Origin of the sequence: Kluyvera sp. CHPC 1.2972 (genome assembly GCF_036759925.1) — a bacterium.
Taxonomy (GTDB): domain Bacteria; phylum Pseudomonadota; class Gammaproteobacteria; order Enterobacterales; family Enterobacteriaceae; genus Kluyvera.
This window is the reverse complement of sequence record NZ_JAPKIB010000019.1, coordinates 49,337-66,567: the sequence shown is the minus strand read 5'-3', so window position 1 is coordinate 66,567 and position 17,231 is coordinate 49,337. Positions and strand designations below refer to the sequence as shown.

Here is a 17,231-nt window from a genome sequence, read left to right as displayed (position 1 = left end):
GAAAACCAGTATTATCAACGGCTCGGAAGTGTCTAGATTATCCGTGGCGATTCAAAGCAGATTTTCTCCGACCTTGGATCGGGGATTAGCCTAAACCTTGCCCTCCTCGGCAAGTTGTCATGTCGGACACAAAACGGCATTGAGCGCGGCGGTGAAGATATAAGGTCTCCCACTGTCGTGCTCACCCATTCTTAAAGCGTGACTCTCTGGCTCGCGCTCGCAATATCTCTCCATCAGAAAAAATTCATCTCTCCGATGATCTACCAACCGGGGCAGGCGCTTTCCTGCTTCCGGATCTTTTTTATCGCTGGTAGCGATTTGGCGGAGCCAAACCCGATAACGGGTATTTTCTGCTTGGAACACGAACAAAAGAATGCCGTCCGTTGGACGGTATTTTTTCAACTCAACCCGGCATATTCGCCGGATTATAAAAACTGTATGGAGATACAAAAAATATGGCATTCGAATACGAAAGTAAAACCCCGGCTGATGTGCTGGTTTATACCCAAGATCCTGTATTTCACAAACAAGAAGTGATCCTTGATCTGACTGCTGACGTGACTTGTGGTGATGTTATTAACCCAACAACAGGCGCGGCCTATGTTGCAGCCGATGCTGATAACTGTGCTGTTGCACTGCAAAACCAAATTGCAGGTGATGATCGTAGCCTAGTTATTTCAGACCGTGGTTGTGTGTTCAACCCTGCTGGTTTGGTCGTCGCTACTGCTGCAAAAGATGCTGCATACGCAGCCCTTGTTAAGCAGGGTAATCGCATTGCAGACGCAAACACTGCAATCTAATCAAGGAGAGATAACGATATGAAATTAAATGATTTTACTAACCTGAGCGGATCTTTTGTTAAACCTTATGGTGAAGGTTTCCTTCTGTCCAGCCTGGGGATCTTTACCAGCCGTCCAAGTGACACGCAGATCATTTCCCTCGATACCCTGGAAGATGTACAACGGGAAGTGACAAAATCTGTTGCCCGTTATGGCTCGGAAATGAGCGCTATCAACTTTCCAAAAGCGGCTAACGTGACGGTCACCTCCCCGTTGCATGTCTACAGTTCAACCATTACCAGCCAGGATTGGCAGGGTAAGAGAGCACCGGGCGAGAACCGTCAACTAACCGCTGAAGATGTTGTTTCTAACCATGCATTGAAGCACTACCTTCAGACGCGCCGTGATGTTGAATATGCAATGAGTCAAAGCCTCCTGCATAACACTGTTGAGGCAACTCACCTCCGTGAGGGACCAACCTTGCATTGGGATCAGTTCTGGGGAATTCAACAACCGTCTACTGTGGTGAAAACTGGCACCAGTGCCAACGTCATTACTGAGATGCAGAACGCCGTCACGATGCTGAAAAAGAATCTAGGTGGTTGGTCATCCAGCATCAAGCAGATTTACCTGCTGGCTTCACCTTCGTTATTTACCTCTATTATGGCAAACCCAACCGCTTATCAAGCGGCCCTGTTTGGTGCAACATCGAAAGATATTATCTTCCCTGAGTCAATCTCAGCATATGATCGCTATAACCTTGGAAAAGTTACAGTTATTCAGGTTGATGATCCACTTTACGGCATTGCAGACGGTGACGGCTACATGTTGGCGACCTTCTCCAATATCGTTGAAGGTGACCTTAGCCCATACATGACGTACCAGACCCCGGCGAGCCGTCATGCAGAGGTTGCCAATGGTCCGGTTTATCCGTCTTATCACTACGTGTTGCGCGATAAATTTGCCAACTATGAGGTGGTATCGGAACTGAGCCAGATTCAGATCCCAATGCGTCCGGACTTCGTACTGAAGATCACAATGGACGACGCAGCGTAAAACAGCGGATTTTGGGGACACATTGTCCCCGCTGCTGGCGAGGCAAAGGAAAGGAGATACATATGAAATTAGCTTTGATCGGTACTGGCAATCTGCCGCTGATGCAGTGGATTTTAGACGGTACGAACGATGACGCGATCATCAACATGTCAGCACTAGCGCGTCGGCTTGGGTGTAGCAGGTCGAGCCTGTTGGACCGGATTCAAACCTACGGATTCGACAGCGCCGTGAAGTTTTACCTGAACGAACAGCGACAACGAAAAATCAAAACCAAATGAGGCTGGGGCAACCCGGCCTTTTTTGTATCTGTGAACTACCCCGCTATGGATAAACGCCCCAAATCATGTAATCGTTTTATCCTCTGGATGTAATGATTGAACTTAAAAAAGGATAGTGACATGACTACTTGTAGAATATGTGGAATGTTGTATGACCCTTCTGATGCGGATGACAAGAAGTACCATGCGGCAGAGCATAAAAAGCTGGCTTCGGGTATACAGCCACGTAAAGTCCGAGATTTTTCAAAGGCTTTCGGATGGGCTGTTGCTCATAACGACGGCGGTGTTGAGCGGCTCAAGGATGAAGATCCAGAACTTGGAAAATTGGTTGTTGTTTACTCATGGTGGAACCGCGCTCTTCAAAACGGTGTTCCTCAGAAAGATTTCGATGCTTACATGAATGCACACTTAGCTTTCGCTGATTCTTTGGTTAGCTGCGAAGGAGAAGTTGAGGCCCGCGCTGGTATCGCGAAATGGGGAAGATACGACGGGTAGTTTTTTACCGTAAGAGATCACCATAGTTTGCCGCCATTAAGATGGCGGCAATGTAATACTAAGGACAAAATTCATAACCCACCAACTCGACATACTCCGAAAGCTCTTTCATGCTCGCCCCCTGTGAATAGGTGCGGAATGCTTCGGTTTTCGCTTTCTGCTCTGTATGCCCGGTAATAGCTCCTATTCGTTGTTCGGGTACTCCTGCACGGTCCAGGCAGGTAATGAAGTGGCCCCTCAAGGAGTGGAAGCATTGCCTATCTGTCACGGTTGGCAAAACGCTGTCACGTAACCGGGTGAACTTTTGGCTGTACCACGGACCCCGCTTGCCATCCTTCCGAATGATGTTATTTGACTGAGCCAGAAGATATTCACCGCTGTTCTGTGCCAGATGCTTATCAACAATCCCCATTAGTAGCGAGTGGATCGGAACATACCGCACCCCGGCAAGCGTTTTGGACTTACTAACGAAGAAACACCGGATACCCTCCATCATGACAATCTCTTCCCGCTTAATGCTGGCGATCTCGTCTAATCTCATGCCTGAGTAAAGCCCGATCAGGATGACATCGCGTAGAACGTCATCGGCTTCCCTGATAAGGGTTTGCAATTGTTCCGGTTCAAATGGCTGATAGCTTTCAATCGTGCGACGGGCTTCGAGGTTGTGACCGTGAAACGGGTTGCTGTCTGGGATTGCGTCATAGCGACGTTTGGCGAACTCGTACAGGCTTCCCAAAGAGGTTAACCAGTTTTGCACGGTCTGAGGTGCTGCTTTTTTCTGCTGCTCTTCGATGAAGTCTGTAACGATTCTGCGTCCGATCTTGTTCAGTGCAATATCGACTTTCCCAATACTCTGGAGAAATACTTCCACGGCTCGCGCGGATTTGCTGAGTGTGGAAAAAGCCCGACGCTCACTATAAACCGTCATGTATTCATCACGGATGACCGCCAGCGTTGGGATCGGGGTGACTGCTACAGGCGCACTCTTAGCTTGTTTGATCGTGGTGTGGAGTGTTGTGATCGCGCTCTGAATGCGAATGTCTTCACGGTCTGGATTCAACATGGCTTTCAGATTGTTGAACTCAATCAACATGTGATTTCTGAAGTGACGAGCCTTAAGGATGTCTTTTGTCCCGGTGGATTTTCGCCAGGCGCGTTTGTTGTCAAACAGGTGGCGCATGTAAACAGGTACAAAGACCTGAAAGATCCATACGCCCGAATGACTTTGAAAAAGATACTGATTGTTCTTGATAGTCATGATTTTGATCCTCTAAAATCACACCATCAGGTACAGCCATATGTACAATGTCGGGATGGAGTAACGAGAGCTTCCCAAGCTCTATACGAGGGTTCGATTCCCTTCGCCCGCTCCAAACTCAAGTCTCCTGAAGTCTACCAAACCTAATTTTTCCCTGAACAATCAACCGCTATAGCACTCTGTTTTTGAAATTATCATCAGGTGAATCTCTGGATGTTCTGTCCTGGGTACTTTCGGTTATTTGAGGTTTAGCGTCCACTCTAAAAAGCGCAGTGCTCGCCTCAATAAGTCCATTCGACAAGAATAAACCCCCAGATACAGGAAGTTGTCACCAATTCCTTCAGAAAAAGCCGAGTTGGTTTTCGCGTAGCGCAATCGAGAATATTTATATTAATACGGAAATGGTATTAAAAACCGGTGGTTAATTCTTTAGCGTTGCGTAAAAAAAACAATACGGTATGAAATCTTCCTGGTGCTTCGTTATGTCATGGTTATCACAGATAAATACCTATCCTGCCTAATGTTACCGTTAATATTTAGTGTCAAGGCGCTGGGCGTGGTGCTGTTTTTGGTTGAGATCCTCACCTTCGTGGTATTACCTATGATTCGAGAAATGAAAATCTGGTGGCTGCGTCGCGGTGAAATTCGCCCTGCCAGACGGGTGCGCATTGTGCTGGTGGTGGCGGTATTGCTGGCGGCAGTCCTGCTGCCCTGGTCGCGCAGCGTCTCCCTGCCTGGCGTGATTGATGCCGCCCTGGTCCAGCCCCTCTACACCCCCTTTGGCGCCAGAATGTTAAAAGTGCGGGTCAGCGACGGCGAGACGGTAAAGAAAGGACAGCTCCTCTTTGAACTGGCCGCTCCTCAGCCTGAAACCGACGAACACAAAGCCCTTGCCATGCGTCAGGCCTGGGAGGCGAATGCCCGTGGGGCGCAGGGGCTGGAAAAGGAGAGTGCGGCAAGACAGGTGCTGGCCGATCAGATGGCGCGTCAGTTCGCCTTGCAGCAGCAGGCTGGCACCATGGAGATGCGTCGTCTGCAGCTGGTGGCGTCTATTGATGGCCGTCTTGAGGAACGTAATCTAACGTTCCAGGAGGGAAGTTGGGTATCGCCGGGTGAGCGGATCGCCACCGTTATTGATAGCCGCAGTTGGCAGGTTGACGCGCTGGTCACCGAAGACGATTTGGGCAGGATGAAAGTGGGGGCCGCCGCGAAAGTCTTCCTGCCCGGTCAGATAGTGCCATTAACGGGGACGGTGGTCTCTGTCGATCAGCACAGCCTGACGAAACTGCCTTCTCTGGCGCTGGCCAAAGCGTCCGGTGGTGAAATTGCGCTGGCTCCGGGCGTTCCTGCCAAAGAGCTTAAGCCCGAGGGGGTCTGGTATCGGGTGTCGATTCAGGGTCAGACGGGGAGTGACAAAGTGACCCGGGAGATGCCGGTTAAGGTCGTGGTGGAGAGCGAACGCCAGAGCCTGGCGCATCGCTGGATCAACAGCGCGATGCTGATGCTCATTCAGCAAAGTGGGCTAGGGAAAGAGGGATAACGGTCGGCTTTTGACTCTCGCCCGCGTGATGAGCGCTTTCAGCCCACATGAATGTGGGCTGAAACTGTTCACCATCGGCCTCTATGCCCGTGCCGCCCTTATCAGGCGTTACGGCCTGCCATCACGCCACCGTCAACGTCCCAGATAGCGCCGGTGACCCAGCCGGCTTTATCAGACAGCAGGAAGGAGACGGCTTCAGCCACATCGCCAGGCGTACCGACGCGGCCAATCGGGTGGAAGCTGTCAAAGCTGTTCATCACTGCGCCAACCTCTTCTTTTGGGATAAAGCCTTCGTAGATCGGCGTGTGTACCACCGCAGGAGAGACGGCGTTCACGCGGATCCCTTTACCCCCTAACTCAATGGCCAGGTTTTTGGTCAGCGCGTGCAGACCCGCTTTCGCCATGGAGTAGGCAGAGGACGGCGTTGCGCCAATGGCCTGCTGCGCCCACATCGAACCGATATTAACGATAGCGCCCTGAATACCGGCATTCACCATATTACGCACCACGTCACGGGTGATAAAGAAAGTGGCGCGGTTGATGCTCATATACATGTCGTAGTCCGCCATGTCGTGCTCGGTGAACGCTTTCGGGAAGAATACTCCCGCGGCGTTGACCAGCAGACTGATATCCTGATGCTCTGCGTTAATGGTGTTGATAACGTGCTGCATTCCCTCTTCTTTCATCAGGTCGGCAATAATGATAGAGACCTGACCGTCGGCCATCAGCGCCTGGCGAGCTTGCTCCGCTTTATCCTGACGATTACCCACCAGCACCACGCTGCCGCCGTTTTTCAGTACCTGTTTTGCGGTTTCAAAACCCATACCGCTGGTGCCGCCAACCACTAACAATTTTTTACCGGAGAATAATGCGCTCATTGCTGACCTCGATGGTGATGTTCATTTCTACGGCGACATGCCGTGTGCTGTGGGGTCATGATGGCAGCGAGCGTCGAGCATGACGAATCAGAAGATATCGCTTACCACTAAAGAAAAACTATCTCGTGATGCAAAAGCGACGTTTTCTCACAAAAGTCAGAGGAGTGGGTATTACGTCGGAGCGTTGAGCGCAACTGCTTATTCCTGTCTATAAGGCCGTTAAATAAACTACCAAAAATGGCTGGTTTGTATCATGAAATAAGATGATGAATAGGGATATATGTAACGAGTTATGGCGCTAATGCTTGGTATTTATATTGTTGGACGTTAAAACTATTAAAGATAAATAAGTAACGTAAGTAATTAATTTCATATCTTATTGATTTTAATTGGCAAACTCTAAATATAAAGATATGTAAATTTAATGTAAGTTAATCTTTGGTGTGATCTGTAGCGCTATTTTGGGTTAGTCAATCGCTATTTACTTGAGGCCCGTCACGTCCTTGTTATCCATACATTCATGAAATAAATCTTTACGATCTCGATCACTAAAATAAACTTCCTAAAAAAATAAAATGCAATTCCATAAAAATGAAACGTAATTTCAATTGAGGGTTATTGCATGTTTAAGAAATCTCTGGTCATGATGGCTTTGTGTGGCGCCTCTTTCGCAGCATCTGCAGTCACTGTCGATCTCCGTCATGAATTCATTGATGGTGGTAAAACAGATAAAACTAACGCGGATCGTGTATCCGTTTCTCACCGCTTTGCGAATGGCTTTGGCTTCTCGGTAGAAGCAAAATGGAAATCAGGTGGGAATAATACCGACCAGCCGTTCTCTGACTTCGTTGGTAACGGTCATGAAGAAACGATCAGCTATCAATATAAATTCAATAAAAACTTCTCTGTTCAACCTGGTTTTAATATCGAAAGTAACGACAGCCGCTCCATTTACAAGCCAAACCTGCGCGTGCAGTACAGCTTCGACAATGGCTTCTACGTCGCTGCCCGCTACCGTTATGACTACACTCGCTACCCGTCAAATGCCAATAAAAATGACGATAAAGTCAACCGTGGCGATGCATGGGCTGGTTATGTGTTTGGCGACTGGCGTACCGAGCTGAACTATGTTTATGCACGTAGTACCGAAGGGACTGCACGTAACAACAACAAGCCATACTCCCAGGAATATAACGTCAAAGTGGCGTACAAAATTGATAAAAACTGGGCCCCATACGGTGAAGTGGGCAACGTTGGCGTGAACGACCGTGATGATCGCCAGACCCGTTTCCGTGTCGGTGTGGCATACTCCTTCTAATATATTCTGATTTAGCAATAGCCCCGACATCATTGTCGGGGCTGCATGCTTTCTTTTTCCATTGTGGAATATCTGCAAATACGCATTCTTTATTATCGAGCAGCCCTACCGGTTATTCTTCATTAATTTCCATCGTCTCAATGCTTCACTCTCGCCCACGGATGAAAACTTTCTCGCGACGGTTTTTCACAACAGGTGATGAATCTCACCCCCAGACAGGTCTATGCTTAGTCTCGAACCCATATAAAAAATAGAGGCAATGTCATGGATAAGGAACTACTGGACGCAGGTTATCGTGTCTATACCGGGGAGAAGATTGATGTCTACTTCAATACGGCGATGTGCCAGCATTCGGGGAACTGTGTGCGTGGGAGCAGCAAGCTGTTCAACCTGAAACGTAAACCGTGGATCATCCCGGACGAGGTTGACGCGCAAACGGTGGTGCGCGTTATCGACACTTGCCCGAGCGGGGCGCTGAAATACCGTCATCACGATTAAGAGAGGGAAACATGGACATTCTGGAAGGTCATAACAAGTTCTACGTTAACGACAGCGACGGTAATCAGGTGGCGGAAATTGTCTTTGTTCCCACCGGCGAGCATCTGAGCATTATTGAACACACCGACGTTGACCCGAGCCTGAAGGGGCAGGGCGTAGGTAAACAACTGGTCGCTAAGGTGGTGGAGAAAATGCGTCAGGAACAGCGCAAAATCATCCCGCTGTGCCCGTTTGCGAAACATGAGTTTGATAACACCCGCGAGTATGACGATATTCGCGCCTGAAACGTCGCGCCAGCGTGAGCTGGCGCACCTTCATTAGCGAAGCTGCTCGAACAGCAGCGCCACGGCGATAAACACCATCAACCCACCCGAAATCCGGCTGACAACCCGCGCCGCCTGCGGACGACTTGCCAGTAGTGCACGCGAACCGTAGCCCACCAGTAAATAGATAATCGTGCAGGTGATGAGATGCATCACGCCGAGCGCCGACATCTGCATTGCCACCGACCACTGGCCGTGCGGGTCGGTGAACTGCGGTAGCAACGCCAGAAACAGCAGAAAGACTTTCGGGTTGAGGCCGCTGATGCACATGCCTTTCAGCGCCCACTGGTTCCAGCCGCCGCTTTGCTGCGTGGTGCTGGATACCGTTGCTGGATGGCGTAACAGCGACACGCCGAGCCACAGCAGATAACAGGCCCCCAGCAGCGTAATCGCGGACAGCGCCAGCGGATGCCCCGCTATAAGCACGCCAACGCCCGCCACCACGATAATCGTCGCCAGCAGGTGGCCGGACATCAGCCCCGCCACCGCAGGCACGATGGTGCGCCCGTGGATCCCGGCGCTGATGGTGTAGGCCCAATCGGCCCCCGGCGTCATGATAAGCAAAAACGAAACCAGCCAGAATCCCGCCACCAAACTCATTTCCATACCCGAATTGCCTCGCGTTTGCTCATCACGTTAACCCCGAAAATCCTCACTGAATGTCAGGAAAGAATATCGGTATTACCGCGCAATGAGCTTTCAATGTTATGCTGAAAACTCGGCCTGAAAGAGAGAATCTTCTAAATGGACAGTATCGATCGAAAAATTCTTGCGCAGCTACAGGCCGATGGCCGTTTATCTATCACTGAGCTTGCCGAACGGGTAAATCTGAGTCTGTCGCCGTGCCATCGACGCCTGCGGGCGCTGGAGCAGGAAGGGGTGATTACCGGCTATCGCGCTAACCTCGACCCTGGAAAAATGGGCTTTAACTTCGTCGCGCTGGTCTTTGCGACTCTGAAAGAGGGCGACCGGAAGGCGGTTAGCGCGTTTGAAGAGGCGGTAGGGGAGATCCCGCAGATCGTGATGGCCCAGCGGCTGTTCGGCGACCCGGACTATCTGATGCAGGTAGTGACGCGCGATCTCTCCTCATTCCAGAAGCTCTACGATCAAAAGCTGTCGGCGATGCCGGGTGTGCAGCATCTGCGCTCAACGCTGGTGATGAAAACGGTGGTGCAGGACCGGCCTTTCCCGCTGGAGACGCTGAAATAACCCCGTGCACAAAGTATTTGGCTGAAACGATTCGTGTGCTAATATTCATTCATAGGGGATGGCATTCCCCCTTGAACCGCCGTGTGGCTGATGATGCCTGTTTGTATTCCTGGACCGGGAATGAACAGGCACACCTCTACTGCGTCCAGGATGATTAATTCATCTAAGGATGCGTCAATGCACTCTGAACACTTCGCTCGTAAAAACTCGCTTTTCTTCCTGATACAGTGGCTCCTGCTGGCTGTGGTTATTGCCGTTCTCGTCGGCTCTGCATCGGCTTTATTTCTCTTCTCGCTCGACTGGGCGACCGCCACGCGCCTTCAGCATCACTGGCTTATCCTGCTGCTACCGTTCGCCGGGTTTGCCGTGGGCTGGATCTATCTGCGCCTCGGCCGTTCGGTAGAGGCGGGGAATAACCTGATACTGGAAGAGGTACATAGCCCGGCGAACACCATTCCACTGCGGATGGCGCCGCTGGTGTTTATCGGCACGGTGGTGTCTCATCTGTTCGGCGCGTCGGTTGGCCGTGAAGGCACGGCGGTACAAATGGGCGCCTCGATTGCCGATCGGTTCACGCCGCTGCTAGGGCTGGATAACGATGCGCGCCGTATGGTGCTGATGGCGGGCGTCAGCGCGGGCTTTGCTTCCGTATTTGGTACGCCGCTTGCCGGGGCAATTTTCGGCCTTGAGGTGATGGCGATAGGCCGCATGCACTACACCGCGATTTTCCCCTGCCTGGTCGCGGCGGTGGTGGCGGATCAGGTCGGCCTGATGTGGGGCGTGCACCATACGCATTACGCGATGTCATCTATTCCGACGATGTCGGTCTGGGTACTGGGTGCCGTTATTGTGGCGGGCTGCTGCTTCGGCCTGGCTTCCCGGGTGTTTGCCGATGCCACTCACCTGATTGGCGGCATGATGAAAAAACGGATTGCCTATGCGCCGTTGCGCCCATTTATCGGTGGGGTAGTGGTCGCTGCGGCGGTCTATCTGCTGCATGCCGACCGCTACATTGGTCTTGGTATTCCGGTGATTGTGGATGCGTTCCAGCACCCGCTAGCACCGTGGGATTTCCTTGGCAAGTTGGTCTTTACCGTCACCTCGCTCGGCAGCGGATTTAAAGGCGGGGAGGTGACGCCGCTTTTTTACGTCGGCGCTACGCTTGGCAATGCGCTGGCACCGCTGCTGCATCTGCCGTTTGCTTTCCTGGCGGGACTAGGATTTGTGGCGGTCTTTGCCGGTGCGGCGAATACACCAATTGCCTCGACGCTGATGGCGATTGAACTGTTCGGCGCGGATATCGGCGTGTATGCCGCGATGGCCTGCGTCGTGGCCTATCTGGTTTCAGGTTACACCAGTATTTATCGCTCGCAGCGGGTGGCCTGCCTGAAGCACAGCATTGTGCCGGAAGGAATAAAGCTGGCGGAGCTTCCTGCCTGGCAGCGTGAAAACCGCCGCCCGGAAACTGTCGTTATCGAAGCTAAAGAGGATAACTGACGCTTATCCGGCCAACAGGCCTTCACTGGCTTTATTGCAAAAATGTAAATAACTAACTCAATATTTGTTATTTCAGAATGGCCGCGCATTTTGGCTATCTTGGTTTCAGCCCACTTTCGGCATCGAATCAGGAGAAACCAGAATGAGCAGACAGATCAAATTAGGGGCTTTCCTTCCCGGCGGCGGCCAGCATATCGCGGCGTGGCGTCACCCTGACGCTCCCGCGGATGGCGCGACCAGTTTTGAATTCCATAAGCAGCTTGCCCAGACCGCCGAACGCGGCCTGTTTGATGCCTACTTCCTGGCTGACGGCCTGGCGATCCCCGCTTCCGGCGTGACCGACGGTGGTACCGCGAAAGTGGCGGGCTTCGAGCCGGTCACCCTGTTTTCGGCGCTGGCGCCGCTGACGCAAAATATCGGCTTTATCGCCACCGCCTCCACCACCTACGAAGAACCCTACAATCTGGCGCGCAAGTTTGCTTCGCTGGATCTCATCTCCGGCGGGCGCGCGGGCTGGAACGTGGTGACCACCGCCACCGAATCGGCGGCGCACAACTTTAATCTGGATACCCAGCATCCGCATGAGTACCGCTACCAGCGGGCGAAAGAGCACGTTGAAGTGGTGAAAAAACTGTGGGATAGCTTTGAAGACGACGCATTTTTACGTGACAAAGCCTCGGGCCAGTTCTTTGACCGTAGTAAGGTGCACAACACCGATCACGTCGGCAAATTCTTCAAAGTGCGTGGGCCGCTGAACGTGCCGCGCTCGGCGCAGGGTCAGCCGGTGATTGTGCAGGCGGGGCAATCTGAAAGCGGCCGAGCGCTGGCTGCCGCGACGGCCGAAGTGATCTTTACTTCACATCAGCATCTCGACACCGCGCAGGACTTCTATCGCGATATCAAATCACGCGCTCGCGCCGTCGGCCGTAACCCGAACCATGTGCTGATTATGCCAGGCGTCGCGCCGTTCATTGGGCGAACGGAGGAAGAGGCGAAAGAGAAGTACCACAAGCTGACCTCGCTGATTGTCGAAGCCGACGGCATCGCTCTGCTGAATGGCCTGGCCGGTGGCGGTATCGATCTCGGGAAATTCGACCCGGACGGCCCGCTGCCACCGCTGCCGGTGACCGAAGGGATGAAATCGCGCCCCGAGCTGATTCGCCAGATTGCCGATGAAAACAACTTCACCATTCGCCAGCTCTACCAGTGGGTGGCGACCGCGCGCGGTCATTTCACCGTGGTGGGCAGCGCCGAGCAGGTGGCAGATACGCTGCAGGAGTGGTTTGAAAACGAAGCCGCCGATGGCTTCAATGTGCTGCCGCCGTGGCTTCCGGGCGGACTGGATGACTTTATTGAGCTGGTGGTGCCGATTTTACAAAAACGCGGGCTGTTCCGTACTCAGTACGAGGGCAAAACGCTGCGTGAAAATCTGGGGCTACCGTTTGCCAGCAACCGCTACAGCGCCGTGCGTAACAGCAAAGTGGCTTAAGGAGGCGCAATGTTCTATTCCACGACCCGAATTCGCCTGAAGGCGCGCGTACAGGCTAAGCCTGCTTACCTGGTGTGGTATCAGCGCAGCCTGTCGCTGATTGCGCGCTACGGCCTGCTGGTGCTGTTCTTTGCCGGCTGGCAGATTGCCAGCACCGCCGGTTGGCTGAACGCGGCGATCATCCCGCCGCTGGATAAAATCTTTGTCGCCTTGTGGAACGGTATTACTCAGGGTGCGCTGCTGGGTGATATTACCATCAGCCTTCAGCGTGCCGGCTTGGCTTTCGCTGCGGCTATCGTGGTGGGGATCCCGCTGGGGCTGTTTATGGGCCAGATTCGCCCGCTGGAGCAGGCGCTGGATCCTATCTTGCAATTGTTCCGCCAGACCTCGGCGCTGGCGCTGTATCCGATCTTTATCCTGCTGCTGGGCTTAGGGGAAACCTCCAAAGTGTTCGTGATCTTTTGGGCGGCGCTGTTCCCGATTCTGCTGTCGACCATCAGCGGCGTGAAAGAGGTGGATACCAAACTGCTGGAGATGGCGCGTACCTTTGGCGCCGGACGCCTGACGCTGTTCTACCGGGTGATCGTTCCTGCTTCCGTTCCCTCTATTTTTATTGGCCTGCGCCTGTCGGCCACCACCGCGCTGCTGCTGCTGATTGCCGCCGAAATGATCGGGGCGAATCAGGGGATCGGTTTCAGGGTGATGAATGCGCAATATAACTTCCAAATACCCATGATGTTTGCCGCGATATTCCTGCTGGCGTTTGCCGGGTTATTAGCGAACGCGATTCTGGTGGTACTGCAACGTCGCCTGTGTCGATGGAATATCCGTAGCCGTTAATTTTGTACGTTATTTTGCGTTTTTACTTATCGCCATAAAGGAATTTTTATAATGAAAAAACAGTTCTATTCAGCGTGGGTTGCGGTGCTTTTCTTATTGGGTGCTAGTGCGTCGGTTCGTGCTCAGGATGAAGTAACGATGCGCTATATGGCGAGCTATGGCGGTATTTCCGCTCACGAACTGGCGGAAGCGCTGGGATATTTTAAAGGCACCGGCGTGTCGATTAAAAATGCCGGCTACGCCAGCGGTGGACCTGAGTCTTTATTTGCTCTGGCGTCCGGCAGCATTGATGTTGGTTCAGCGGCGACGCCAGCGGTGATTAATGCCATCGCTAACGGTAACGACTTTGTGGCGGCTTACCCGACCAACGGCATCAACGAAACCACCAAATCTATCTTCTACGTGAAGGAGGATAGCCCGATTAAGTCGATCAAAGATTTAGTCGGAAAAAGCGTGGCAGTAAACACCCTGGGCGCGCATCTGGACTATACCCTGCGTGAAGCACTGCATCAGGCGAACCTGCCGGAAAACGCCGCCAAACCGGTCGCGGTTCCGGGCCCGCAGCTTGAGCAGACATTGCGTTCAGGTCAGGTCGACGTGGCTGCTTTTGGCTACTGGCAGACCACCTTCGAAGGCGTGGCGCGCAGCCACGGCGGCCTGCGCCCAATCTTCAACGATGCGGATGTGCTGGGGCCGATTGCCGGTGGCTTTACGGTGCTGCGTTCAGACTTCGTCAAACAGCACCCGGATGCGGCGCGCATCTTCGTGGTTGAATCGGCTCGTGCGCTGGATTATGCCCGCGATAACCCGGCGCAGGTGCGTGACATTATGGCGAAGATCCTGAAAGAACGCGGCGAGAACCCTGACGTGGCGCAGTACTTCACCGGCTACGGTGTCCGCAAAGGCGGACTGTCGGAACCTCATGATGTGCAGTTCTGGCTGGATATTCTTGAGCGCGACGGCGTACTGAAAAAAGGCCAGCTTAAAGCGTCAAATATTTTGCTGAAAACGGAAGGTGCATAATGACATCAACCACGCAGACCGCCCGTGGCGACATCTCGATTCGCCGCTTACGCAAGACCTTTTCCCTCGAGGGGAAGCCGTTTGATGTCTTCCGCGACCTTAACTTACAGATTGAAAGTGGGCAGAGTATCGCCATCGTCGGCCCCAGCGGCTGCGGGAAAACCACGCTGCTGCGAATTCTCGCGGGGCTGGAAACGCCGGATGCGGGCGACGTGGTGATTGACGGCCAGGCGGTACATGGCATGAGCCGCGAGCGGGCGGTGATTTTCCAGGAGCCCCGCCTGCTGCCGTGGCTGACGGTGCTGGAAAACGTCAGCTTCAGCCTCGATGTGCAGGGCGTGCCGCGTAAGCAGGCCAGGGCGCGGGCGAAAGAGGCGATTGAGCTGGTGGGGCTCAGCCACTGCGAGCAGGCGCTGCCCAACCAGCTTTCCGGCGGCATGGCCCAGCGCGTCGGCATTGCCCGAGCGCTGACCATTCAGCCGGAAATTCTGCTGCTGGATGAGCCGCTCGGGGCGCTGGATGCGATGACTAAAATCACTATGCAGGAAGAGCTGGCGCGCATTCGTGATGCGGAAAAGATGACGATGGTGCTGGTGACGCACGATCTGGAAGAGGCGATTTACCTTGCCGATCGGGTGATTATTTTGCCAAAAATGAAAGGCGACCCGATTCGCACCATTGAGGTGACATTACCGCGACCGCGTGAACGTAGCAGCACGGATTTTGTTCTGTTACGCCAGCAGCTTATGGCGGAATTCGGCCTGCATTAATTGCTGAATTAAACTCAAATTATTTAAATTTTATTTCCACGCAAATAATGCGGATGCTTTTTTTAATTTAAAAAAGCAGAGTGGGTAATTTGTTAATAACTATAAGTGGAAAGTGAGTGGTATTTTAAAATAATGTAAAAGTGCGCTACTATTAGCGCACACATTACATTTAGCTATGCGAATATCATCATTATGCCTGCTATTAATAAAAAACTATTTACTCTGGCGACCATCGCGCTGCTGGTCAATTCAGCGGCTTACGCAGATACCGATACCACTGAAAAAACCGACGTCCTGCTGATTGGCGGCGGGATCATGAGCGCTTCACTGGGCACCTGGTTACAGGAATTACAGCCTGACTGGAAACAGGTGATGGTGGAGAAGCTCGATAAAGTCGCGATGGAATCTTCTAACGGCTGGAATAACGCCGGTACCGGCCACTCCGCTAATATGGAGTTGAACTACACGCCGGAGCGCCCGGACGGCACCATCGACGTGACTAAGGCGCTGGAAATTAACGAACAGTTTATGATTTCCCGCCAATTCTGGTCCTCGCAGGTGAAGCGCGGCATTCTGAATAATCCCCATGCCTTTATTAACTCCACGCCGCATATGAGCTTTGTCTGGGGCGATAAAAACGTGGAGTACCTCGGCAAGCGCTACGACGCGCTGCAAAAAACCACCCTGTTCCAGGGCATGAAATTCTCCACCGATCATCAGCAAATTGCCCAGTGGGCGCCGCTGGTGATGGCCGGTCGTGACCCGCAGCAAAAGGTCGCTGCGACCTGGACGCCGGTCGGCACCGATGTTAACTACGGCGAAATTACCCGTCAGCTGATCGGCAGCCTGAAGAAGAACAACCACTTCACGCTGCAAACCTCCTCTGAAGTAACTGAATTCAAACGCAACGGCGATAACTCCTGGCACGTCACCATTGAAGACGTGAACAGCGGTAAGCAGCACGCTATCGACGCGAAGTATGTCTTTATCGGTGCGGGCGGCGGGGCGCTGAAGCTGCTGCAGAAAACCGGCATTCCGGAAGCAGACAACTACGCGGGCTTCCCGGTCGGCGGCTCTTTCCTGATGACCGAAAACCCAGACGTTACGCGTCAACATATGGAAAAAGTCTACGGTCAGGCTTCCGTGGGTGCGCCGCCGATGTCGGTGCCGCATATCGATGCGCGCTTTATCGATGGCAAGCGCGTGGTGCTGTTTGGGCCGTTCGCAACCTTCTCCACCAAGTTCCTCAAACAGGGTTCGTTCTTTGACCTGCTGAGTACCACCACCACCAGCAACGTGATGCCGATGACCCATGTGGGCCTGGATAACTTCGACCTGGTGAAATACCTGGTGAGCCAGGTGATGCTGAGCGATGACGACCGCTTTGCCGCGCTGAAAGAGTACTACCCCGAGGCGCGTAAAGAGGACTGGAAGCTGATTCAGGCAGGCCAGCGCGTGCAGATCATCAAGAAAGATGCCGACAAAGGCGGCGTGCTGAAGCTGGGGACCGAAGTGGTGGTTGACCAACAGCGCACCATCTCTGCGCTGCTGGGCGCATCGCCGGGTGCCTCTACCGCTGCGCCAATCACGCTGAACGTGATTAAAAAGCTGTTCCCGGAGCAGTTCAACTCACCGGAATGGCAGAGCAAAATTCGCGGTATCGTGCCGAGCTTTGGCCAGAACCTGAACGGCAACGTCGCGCTGACCCAGCAGGTCTGGGATGACACCGCTGCCACGCTGGAGCTGACTAAGCCGCCGGTGATTCAGATGCCAGCCGCCCCAGTTGCTCAGGCAAAACCGGCAGAGCAACCAGCGAGCGCGTCACCGCAGCACGATATGGCGCTGTAATAGCAGGCTGTTTAGAACCGTAGCCCGGCCAAGCGAAGCGCCGCCGGGGAGTGCGACAAGCCTGCATACGGTATCGAACCTCCCCGGAGTCGGCGTAAACGCCTCGTCCGGGCTACCATGATTTAGCCAACA

Annotated in this window: 18 protein-coding genes and 1 riboswitch; of the genes, 15 read left to right on the top strand and 3 right to left on the bottom strand. The window is 53.1% G+C overall.

The window, feature by feature from the left end; all coding sequences use genetic code 11:
* The first annotated feature begins 455 nt into the window (after positions 1–455).
* From V6944_RS20815 to V6944_RS20800, 4 genes are all read left to right on the top strand, one after another.
* Entirely contained in the window at positions 456–800 is a 345-nt protein-coding gene (locus V6944_RS20815; protein ID WP_333500344.1) for a hypothetical protein, read from the top strand.
* Positions 801–818: 18 nt separating this feature from the next.
* Positions 819–1,835, top strand: a complete 1,017-nt coding sequence (locus V6944_RS20810) for a major capsid protein (protein WP_333500343.1) — start codon at positions 819–821, stop codon at positions 1,833–1,835.
* A gap of 62 nt (positions 1,836–1,897) precedes the next feature.
* Positions 1,898–2,113, top strand: coding sequence for a hypothetical protein (locus tag V6944_RS20805; RefSeq protein ID WP_333500342.1), 216 nt, complete (start codon positions 1,898–1,900; stop codon positions 2,111–2,113).
* 120 nt (positions 2,114–2,233) lie between these two features.
* Positions 2,234–2,608, top strand: a complete 375-nt coding sequence (locus V6944_RS20800; protein ID WP_333500341.1) for a C2H2-type zinc finger protein — start codon at positions 2,234–2,236, stop codon at positions 2,606–2,608.
* Positions 2,609–2,666: 58 nt separating this feature from the next.
* Here the strand turns inward: V6944_RS20800 and V6944_RS20795 are convergent, their stop codons facing one another.
* Complete coding sequence (locus V6944_RS20795) at positions 2,667–3,866, bottom strand: tyrosine-type recombinase/integrase (protein WP_333500340.1); 1,200 nt, start codon at positions 3,864–3,866, stop codon at positions 2,667–2,669.
* A 556-nt stretch (positions 3,867–4,422) separates the two neighbouring features.
* On the opposite strand from V6944_RS20795, the gene V6944_RS20790 reads away from it, so the two are divergent.
* Positions 4,423–5,406 carry an efflux RND transporter periplasmic adaptor subunit gene (locus V6944_RS20790; protein WP_333500339.1) on the top strand — a complete coding sequence of 328 codons (984 nt, stop codon included), beginning with the start codon at positions 4,423–4,425 and terminating at the stop codon, positions 5,404–5,406.
* 101 nt (positions 5,407–5,507) lie between these two features.
* On the opposite strand, the gene V6944_RS20785 is transcribed toward V6944_RS20790, so the two are convergent.
* Positions 5,508–6,284 (bottom strand): SDR family NAD(P)-dependent oxidoreductase, encoded by a 777-nt coding sequence (locus V6944_RS20785; protein ID WP_333500338.1) that lies wholly within the window; start codon positions 6,282–6,284, stop codon positions 5,508–5,510.
* A 622-nt stretch (positions 6,285–6,906) separates the two neighbouring features.
* Between V6944_RS20785 and V6944_RS20780 the strand changes: the two genes are divergently transcribed.
* The 3 genes from V6944_RS20780 to V6944_RS20770 all read left to right on the top strand — a co-directional run bounded on the left by V6944_RS20780 (position 6,907) and on the right by V6944_RS20770 (position 8,384).
* On the top strand, positions 6,907–7,602 hold the full coding sequence (locus V6944_RS20780) for a porin (protein WP_333500337.1): 696 nt from the start codon (positions 6,907–6,909) through the stop codon (positions 7,600–7,602).
* Positions 7,603–7,866: 264 nt separating this feature from the next.
* The gene (yjdI, locus tag V6944_RS20775; protein WP_333011360.1) at positions 7,867–8,100 is read left to right on the top strand and encodes a 4Fe-4S mono-cluster protein YjdI; all 234 of its coding nucleotides are present in this window, start codon (positions 7,867–7,869) and stop codon (positions 8,098–8,100) included.
* Positions 8,101–8,111: 11 nt separating this feature from the next.
* The gene (locus tag V6944_RS20770; RefSeq protein WP_333500336.1) at positions 8,112–8,384 is read left to right on the top strand and encodes a GNAT family N-acetyltransferase; all 273 of its coding nucleotides are present in this window, start codon (positions 8,112–8,114) and stop codon (positions 8,382–8,384) included.
* Between the two features lie 33 nt (positions 8,385–8,417).
* On the opposite strand, the gene V6944_RS20765 is transcribed toward V6944_RS20770, so the two are convergent.
* The gene (locus V6944_RS20765; protein WP_333500335.1) at positions 8,418–9,029 is read right to left on the bottom strand and encodes a LysE family translocator; all 612 of its coding nucleotides are present in this window, start codon (positions 9,027–9,029) and stop codon (positions 8,418–8,420) included.
* Between the two features lie 138 nt (positions 9,030–9,167).
* On the opposite strand from V6944_RS20765, the gene V6944_RS20760 reads away from it, so the two are divergent.
* The 7 genes from V6944_RS20760 (at position 9,168) to mqo (ending at position 17,099) form a co-directional block, all read left to right on the top strand.
* The gene (locus V6944_RS20760) at positions 9,168–9,632 is read left to right on the top strand and encodes an Lrp/AsnC family transcriptional regulator (protein ID WP_333500334.1); all 465 of its coding nucleotides are present in this window, start codon (positions 9,168–9,170) and stop codon (positions 9,630–9,632) included.
* A 45-nt stretch (positions 9,633–9,677) separates the two neighbouring features.
* Positions 9,678–9,739, top strand: a riboswitch (Fluoride riboswitch).
* Positions 9,740–9,809: 70 nt separating this feature from the next.
* A complete protein-coding gene (locus tag V6944_RS20755; protein WP_333500333.1) occupies positions 9,810–11,129 on the top strand; it encodes a voltage-gated chloride channel family protein in 1,320 nt (439 codons plus the stop codon).
* Positions 11,130–11,271: 142 nt separating this feature from the next.
* Positions 11,272–12,618, top strand: coding sequence for an LLM class flavin-dependent oxidoreductase (locus V6944_RS20750; protein WP_333500332.1), 1,347 nt, complete (start codon positions 11,272–11,274; stop codon positions 12,616–12,618).
* A 9-nt stretch (positions 12,619–12,627) separates the two neighbouring features.
* Positions 12,628–13,458 (top strand): ABC transporter permease, encoded by an 831-nt coding sequence (locus V6944_RS20745; protein ID WP_333500331.1) that lies wholly within the window; start codon positions 12,628–12,630, stop codon positions 13,456–13,458.
* A 51-nt stretch (positions 13,459–13,509) separates the two neighbouring features.
* Positions 13,510–14,481 (top strand): ABC transporter substrate-binding protein, encoded by a 972-nt coding sequence (locus V6944_RS20740; RefSeq protein ID WP_333500330.1) that lies wholly within the window; start codon positions 13,510–13,512, stop codon positions 14,479–14,481.
* The gene (locus tag V6944_RS20735) at positions 14,481–15,251 is read left to right on the top strand and encodes an ABC transporter ATP-binding protein (protein ID WP_333500329.1); all 771 of its coding nucleotides are present in this window, start codon (positions 14,481–14,483) and stop codon (positions 15,249–15,251) included. The genes V6944_RS20740 and V6944_RS20735 overlap by 1 nt, the downstream gene beginning before the upstream one ends.
* Positions 15,252–15,443: 192 nt before the next feature.
* On the top strand, positions 15,444–17,099 hold the full coding sequence (gene mqo / locus V6944_RS20730; RefSeq protein WP_333500328.1) for a malate dehydrogenase (quinone): 1,656 nt from the start codon (positions 15,444–15,446) through the stop codon (positions 17,097–17,099).
* Positions 17,100–17,231 lie beyond the last annotated feature (132 nt).

What these genes read in the sequence shown, in the direction of transcription:
- V6944_RS20760 (WP_333500334.1), top strand. Translation starts at nt 9,168, where the DNA reads ATGGACAGTATCGATCGAAAAATTCTTGCGCAGCTACAGGCCGATGGC.
- V6944_RS20770 (WP_333500336.1), top strand. Translation starts at nt 8,112, where the DNA reads ATGGACATTCTGGAAGGTCATAACAAGTTCTACGTTAACGACAGCGAC.
- V6944_RS20800 (WP_333500341.1), top strand. Translation starts at nt 2,234, where the DNA reads ATGACTACTTGTAGAATATGTGGAATGTTGTATGACCCTTCTGATGCG.
- yjdI (WP_333011360.1), top strand. Translation starts at nt 7,867, where the DNA reads ATGGATAAGGAACTACTGGACGCAGGTTATCGTGTCTATACCGGGGAG.
- mqo (WP_333500328.1), top strand. Translation starts at nt 15,444, where the DNA reads ATGCCTGCTATTAATAAAAAACTATTTACTCTGGCGACCATCGCGCTG.
- V6944_RS20805 (WP_333500342.1), top strand. Translation starts at nt 1,898, where the DNA reads ATGAAATTAGCTTTGATCGGTACTGGCAATCTGCCGCTGATGCAGTGG.
- V6944_RS20795 (WP_333500340.1), bottom strand. Translation starts at nt 3,866, where the DNA reads ATGACTATCAAGAACAATCAGTATCTTTTTCAAAGTCATTCGGGCGTA.
- V6944_RS20815 (WP_333500344.1), top strand. Translation starts at nt 456, where the DNA reads ATGGCATTCGAATACGAAAGTAAAACCCCGGCTGATGTGCTGGTTTAT.
- V6944_RS20810 (WP_333500343.1), top strand. Translation starts at nt 819, where the DNA reads ATGAAATTAAATGATTTTACTAACCTGAGCGGATCTTTTGTTAAACCT.
- V6944_RS20750 (WP_333500332.1), top strand. Translation starts at nt 11,272, where the DNA reads ATGAGCAGACAGATCAAATTAGGGGCTTTCCTTCCCGGCGGCGGCCAG.
- V6944_RS20745 (WP_333500331.1), top strand. Translation starts at nt 12,628, where the DNA reads ATGTTCTATTCCACGACCCGAATTCGCCTGAAGGCGCGCGTACAGGCT.
- V6944_RS20780 (WP_333500337.1), top strand. Translation starts at nt 6,907, where the DNA reads ATGTTTAAGAAATCTCTGGTCATGATGGCTTTGTGTGGCGCCTCTTTC.
- V6944_RS20735 (WP_333500329.1), top strand. Translation starts at nt 14,481, where the DNA reads ATGACATCAACCACGCAGACCGCCCGTGGCGACATCTCGATTCGCCGC.
- V6944_RS20765 (WP_333500335.1), bottom strand. Translation starts at nt 9,029, where the DNA reads ATGGAAATGAGTTTGGTGGCGGGATTCTGGCTGGTTTCGTTTTTGCTT.
- V6944_RS20785 (WP_333500338.1), bottom strand. Translation starts at nt 6,284, where the DNA reads ATGAGCGCATTATTCTCCGGTAAAAAATTGTTAGTGGTTGGCGGCACC.
- V6944_RS20755 (WP_333500333.1), top strand. Translation starts at nt 9,810, where the DNA reads ATGCACTCTGAACACTTCGCTCGTAAAAACTCGCTTTTCTTCCTGATA.
- V6944_RS20740 (WP_333500330.1), top strand. Translation starts at nt 13,510, where the DNA reads ATGAAAAAACAGTTCTATTCAGCGTGGGTTGCGGTGCTTTTCTTATTG.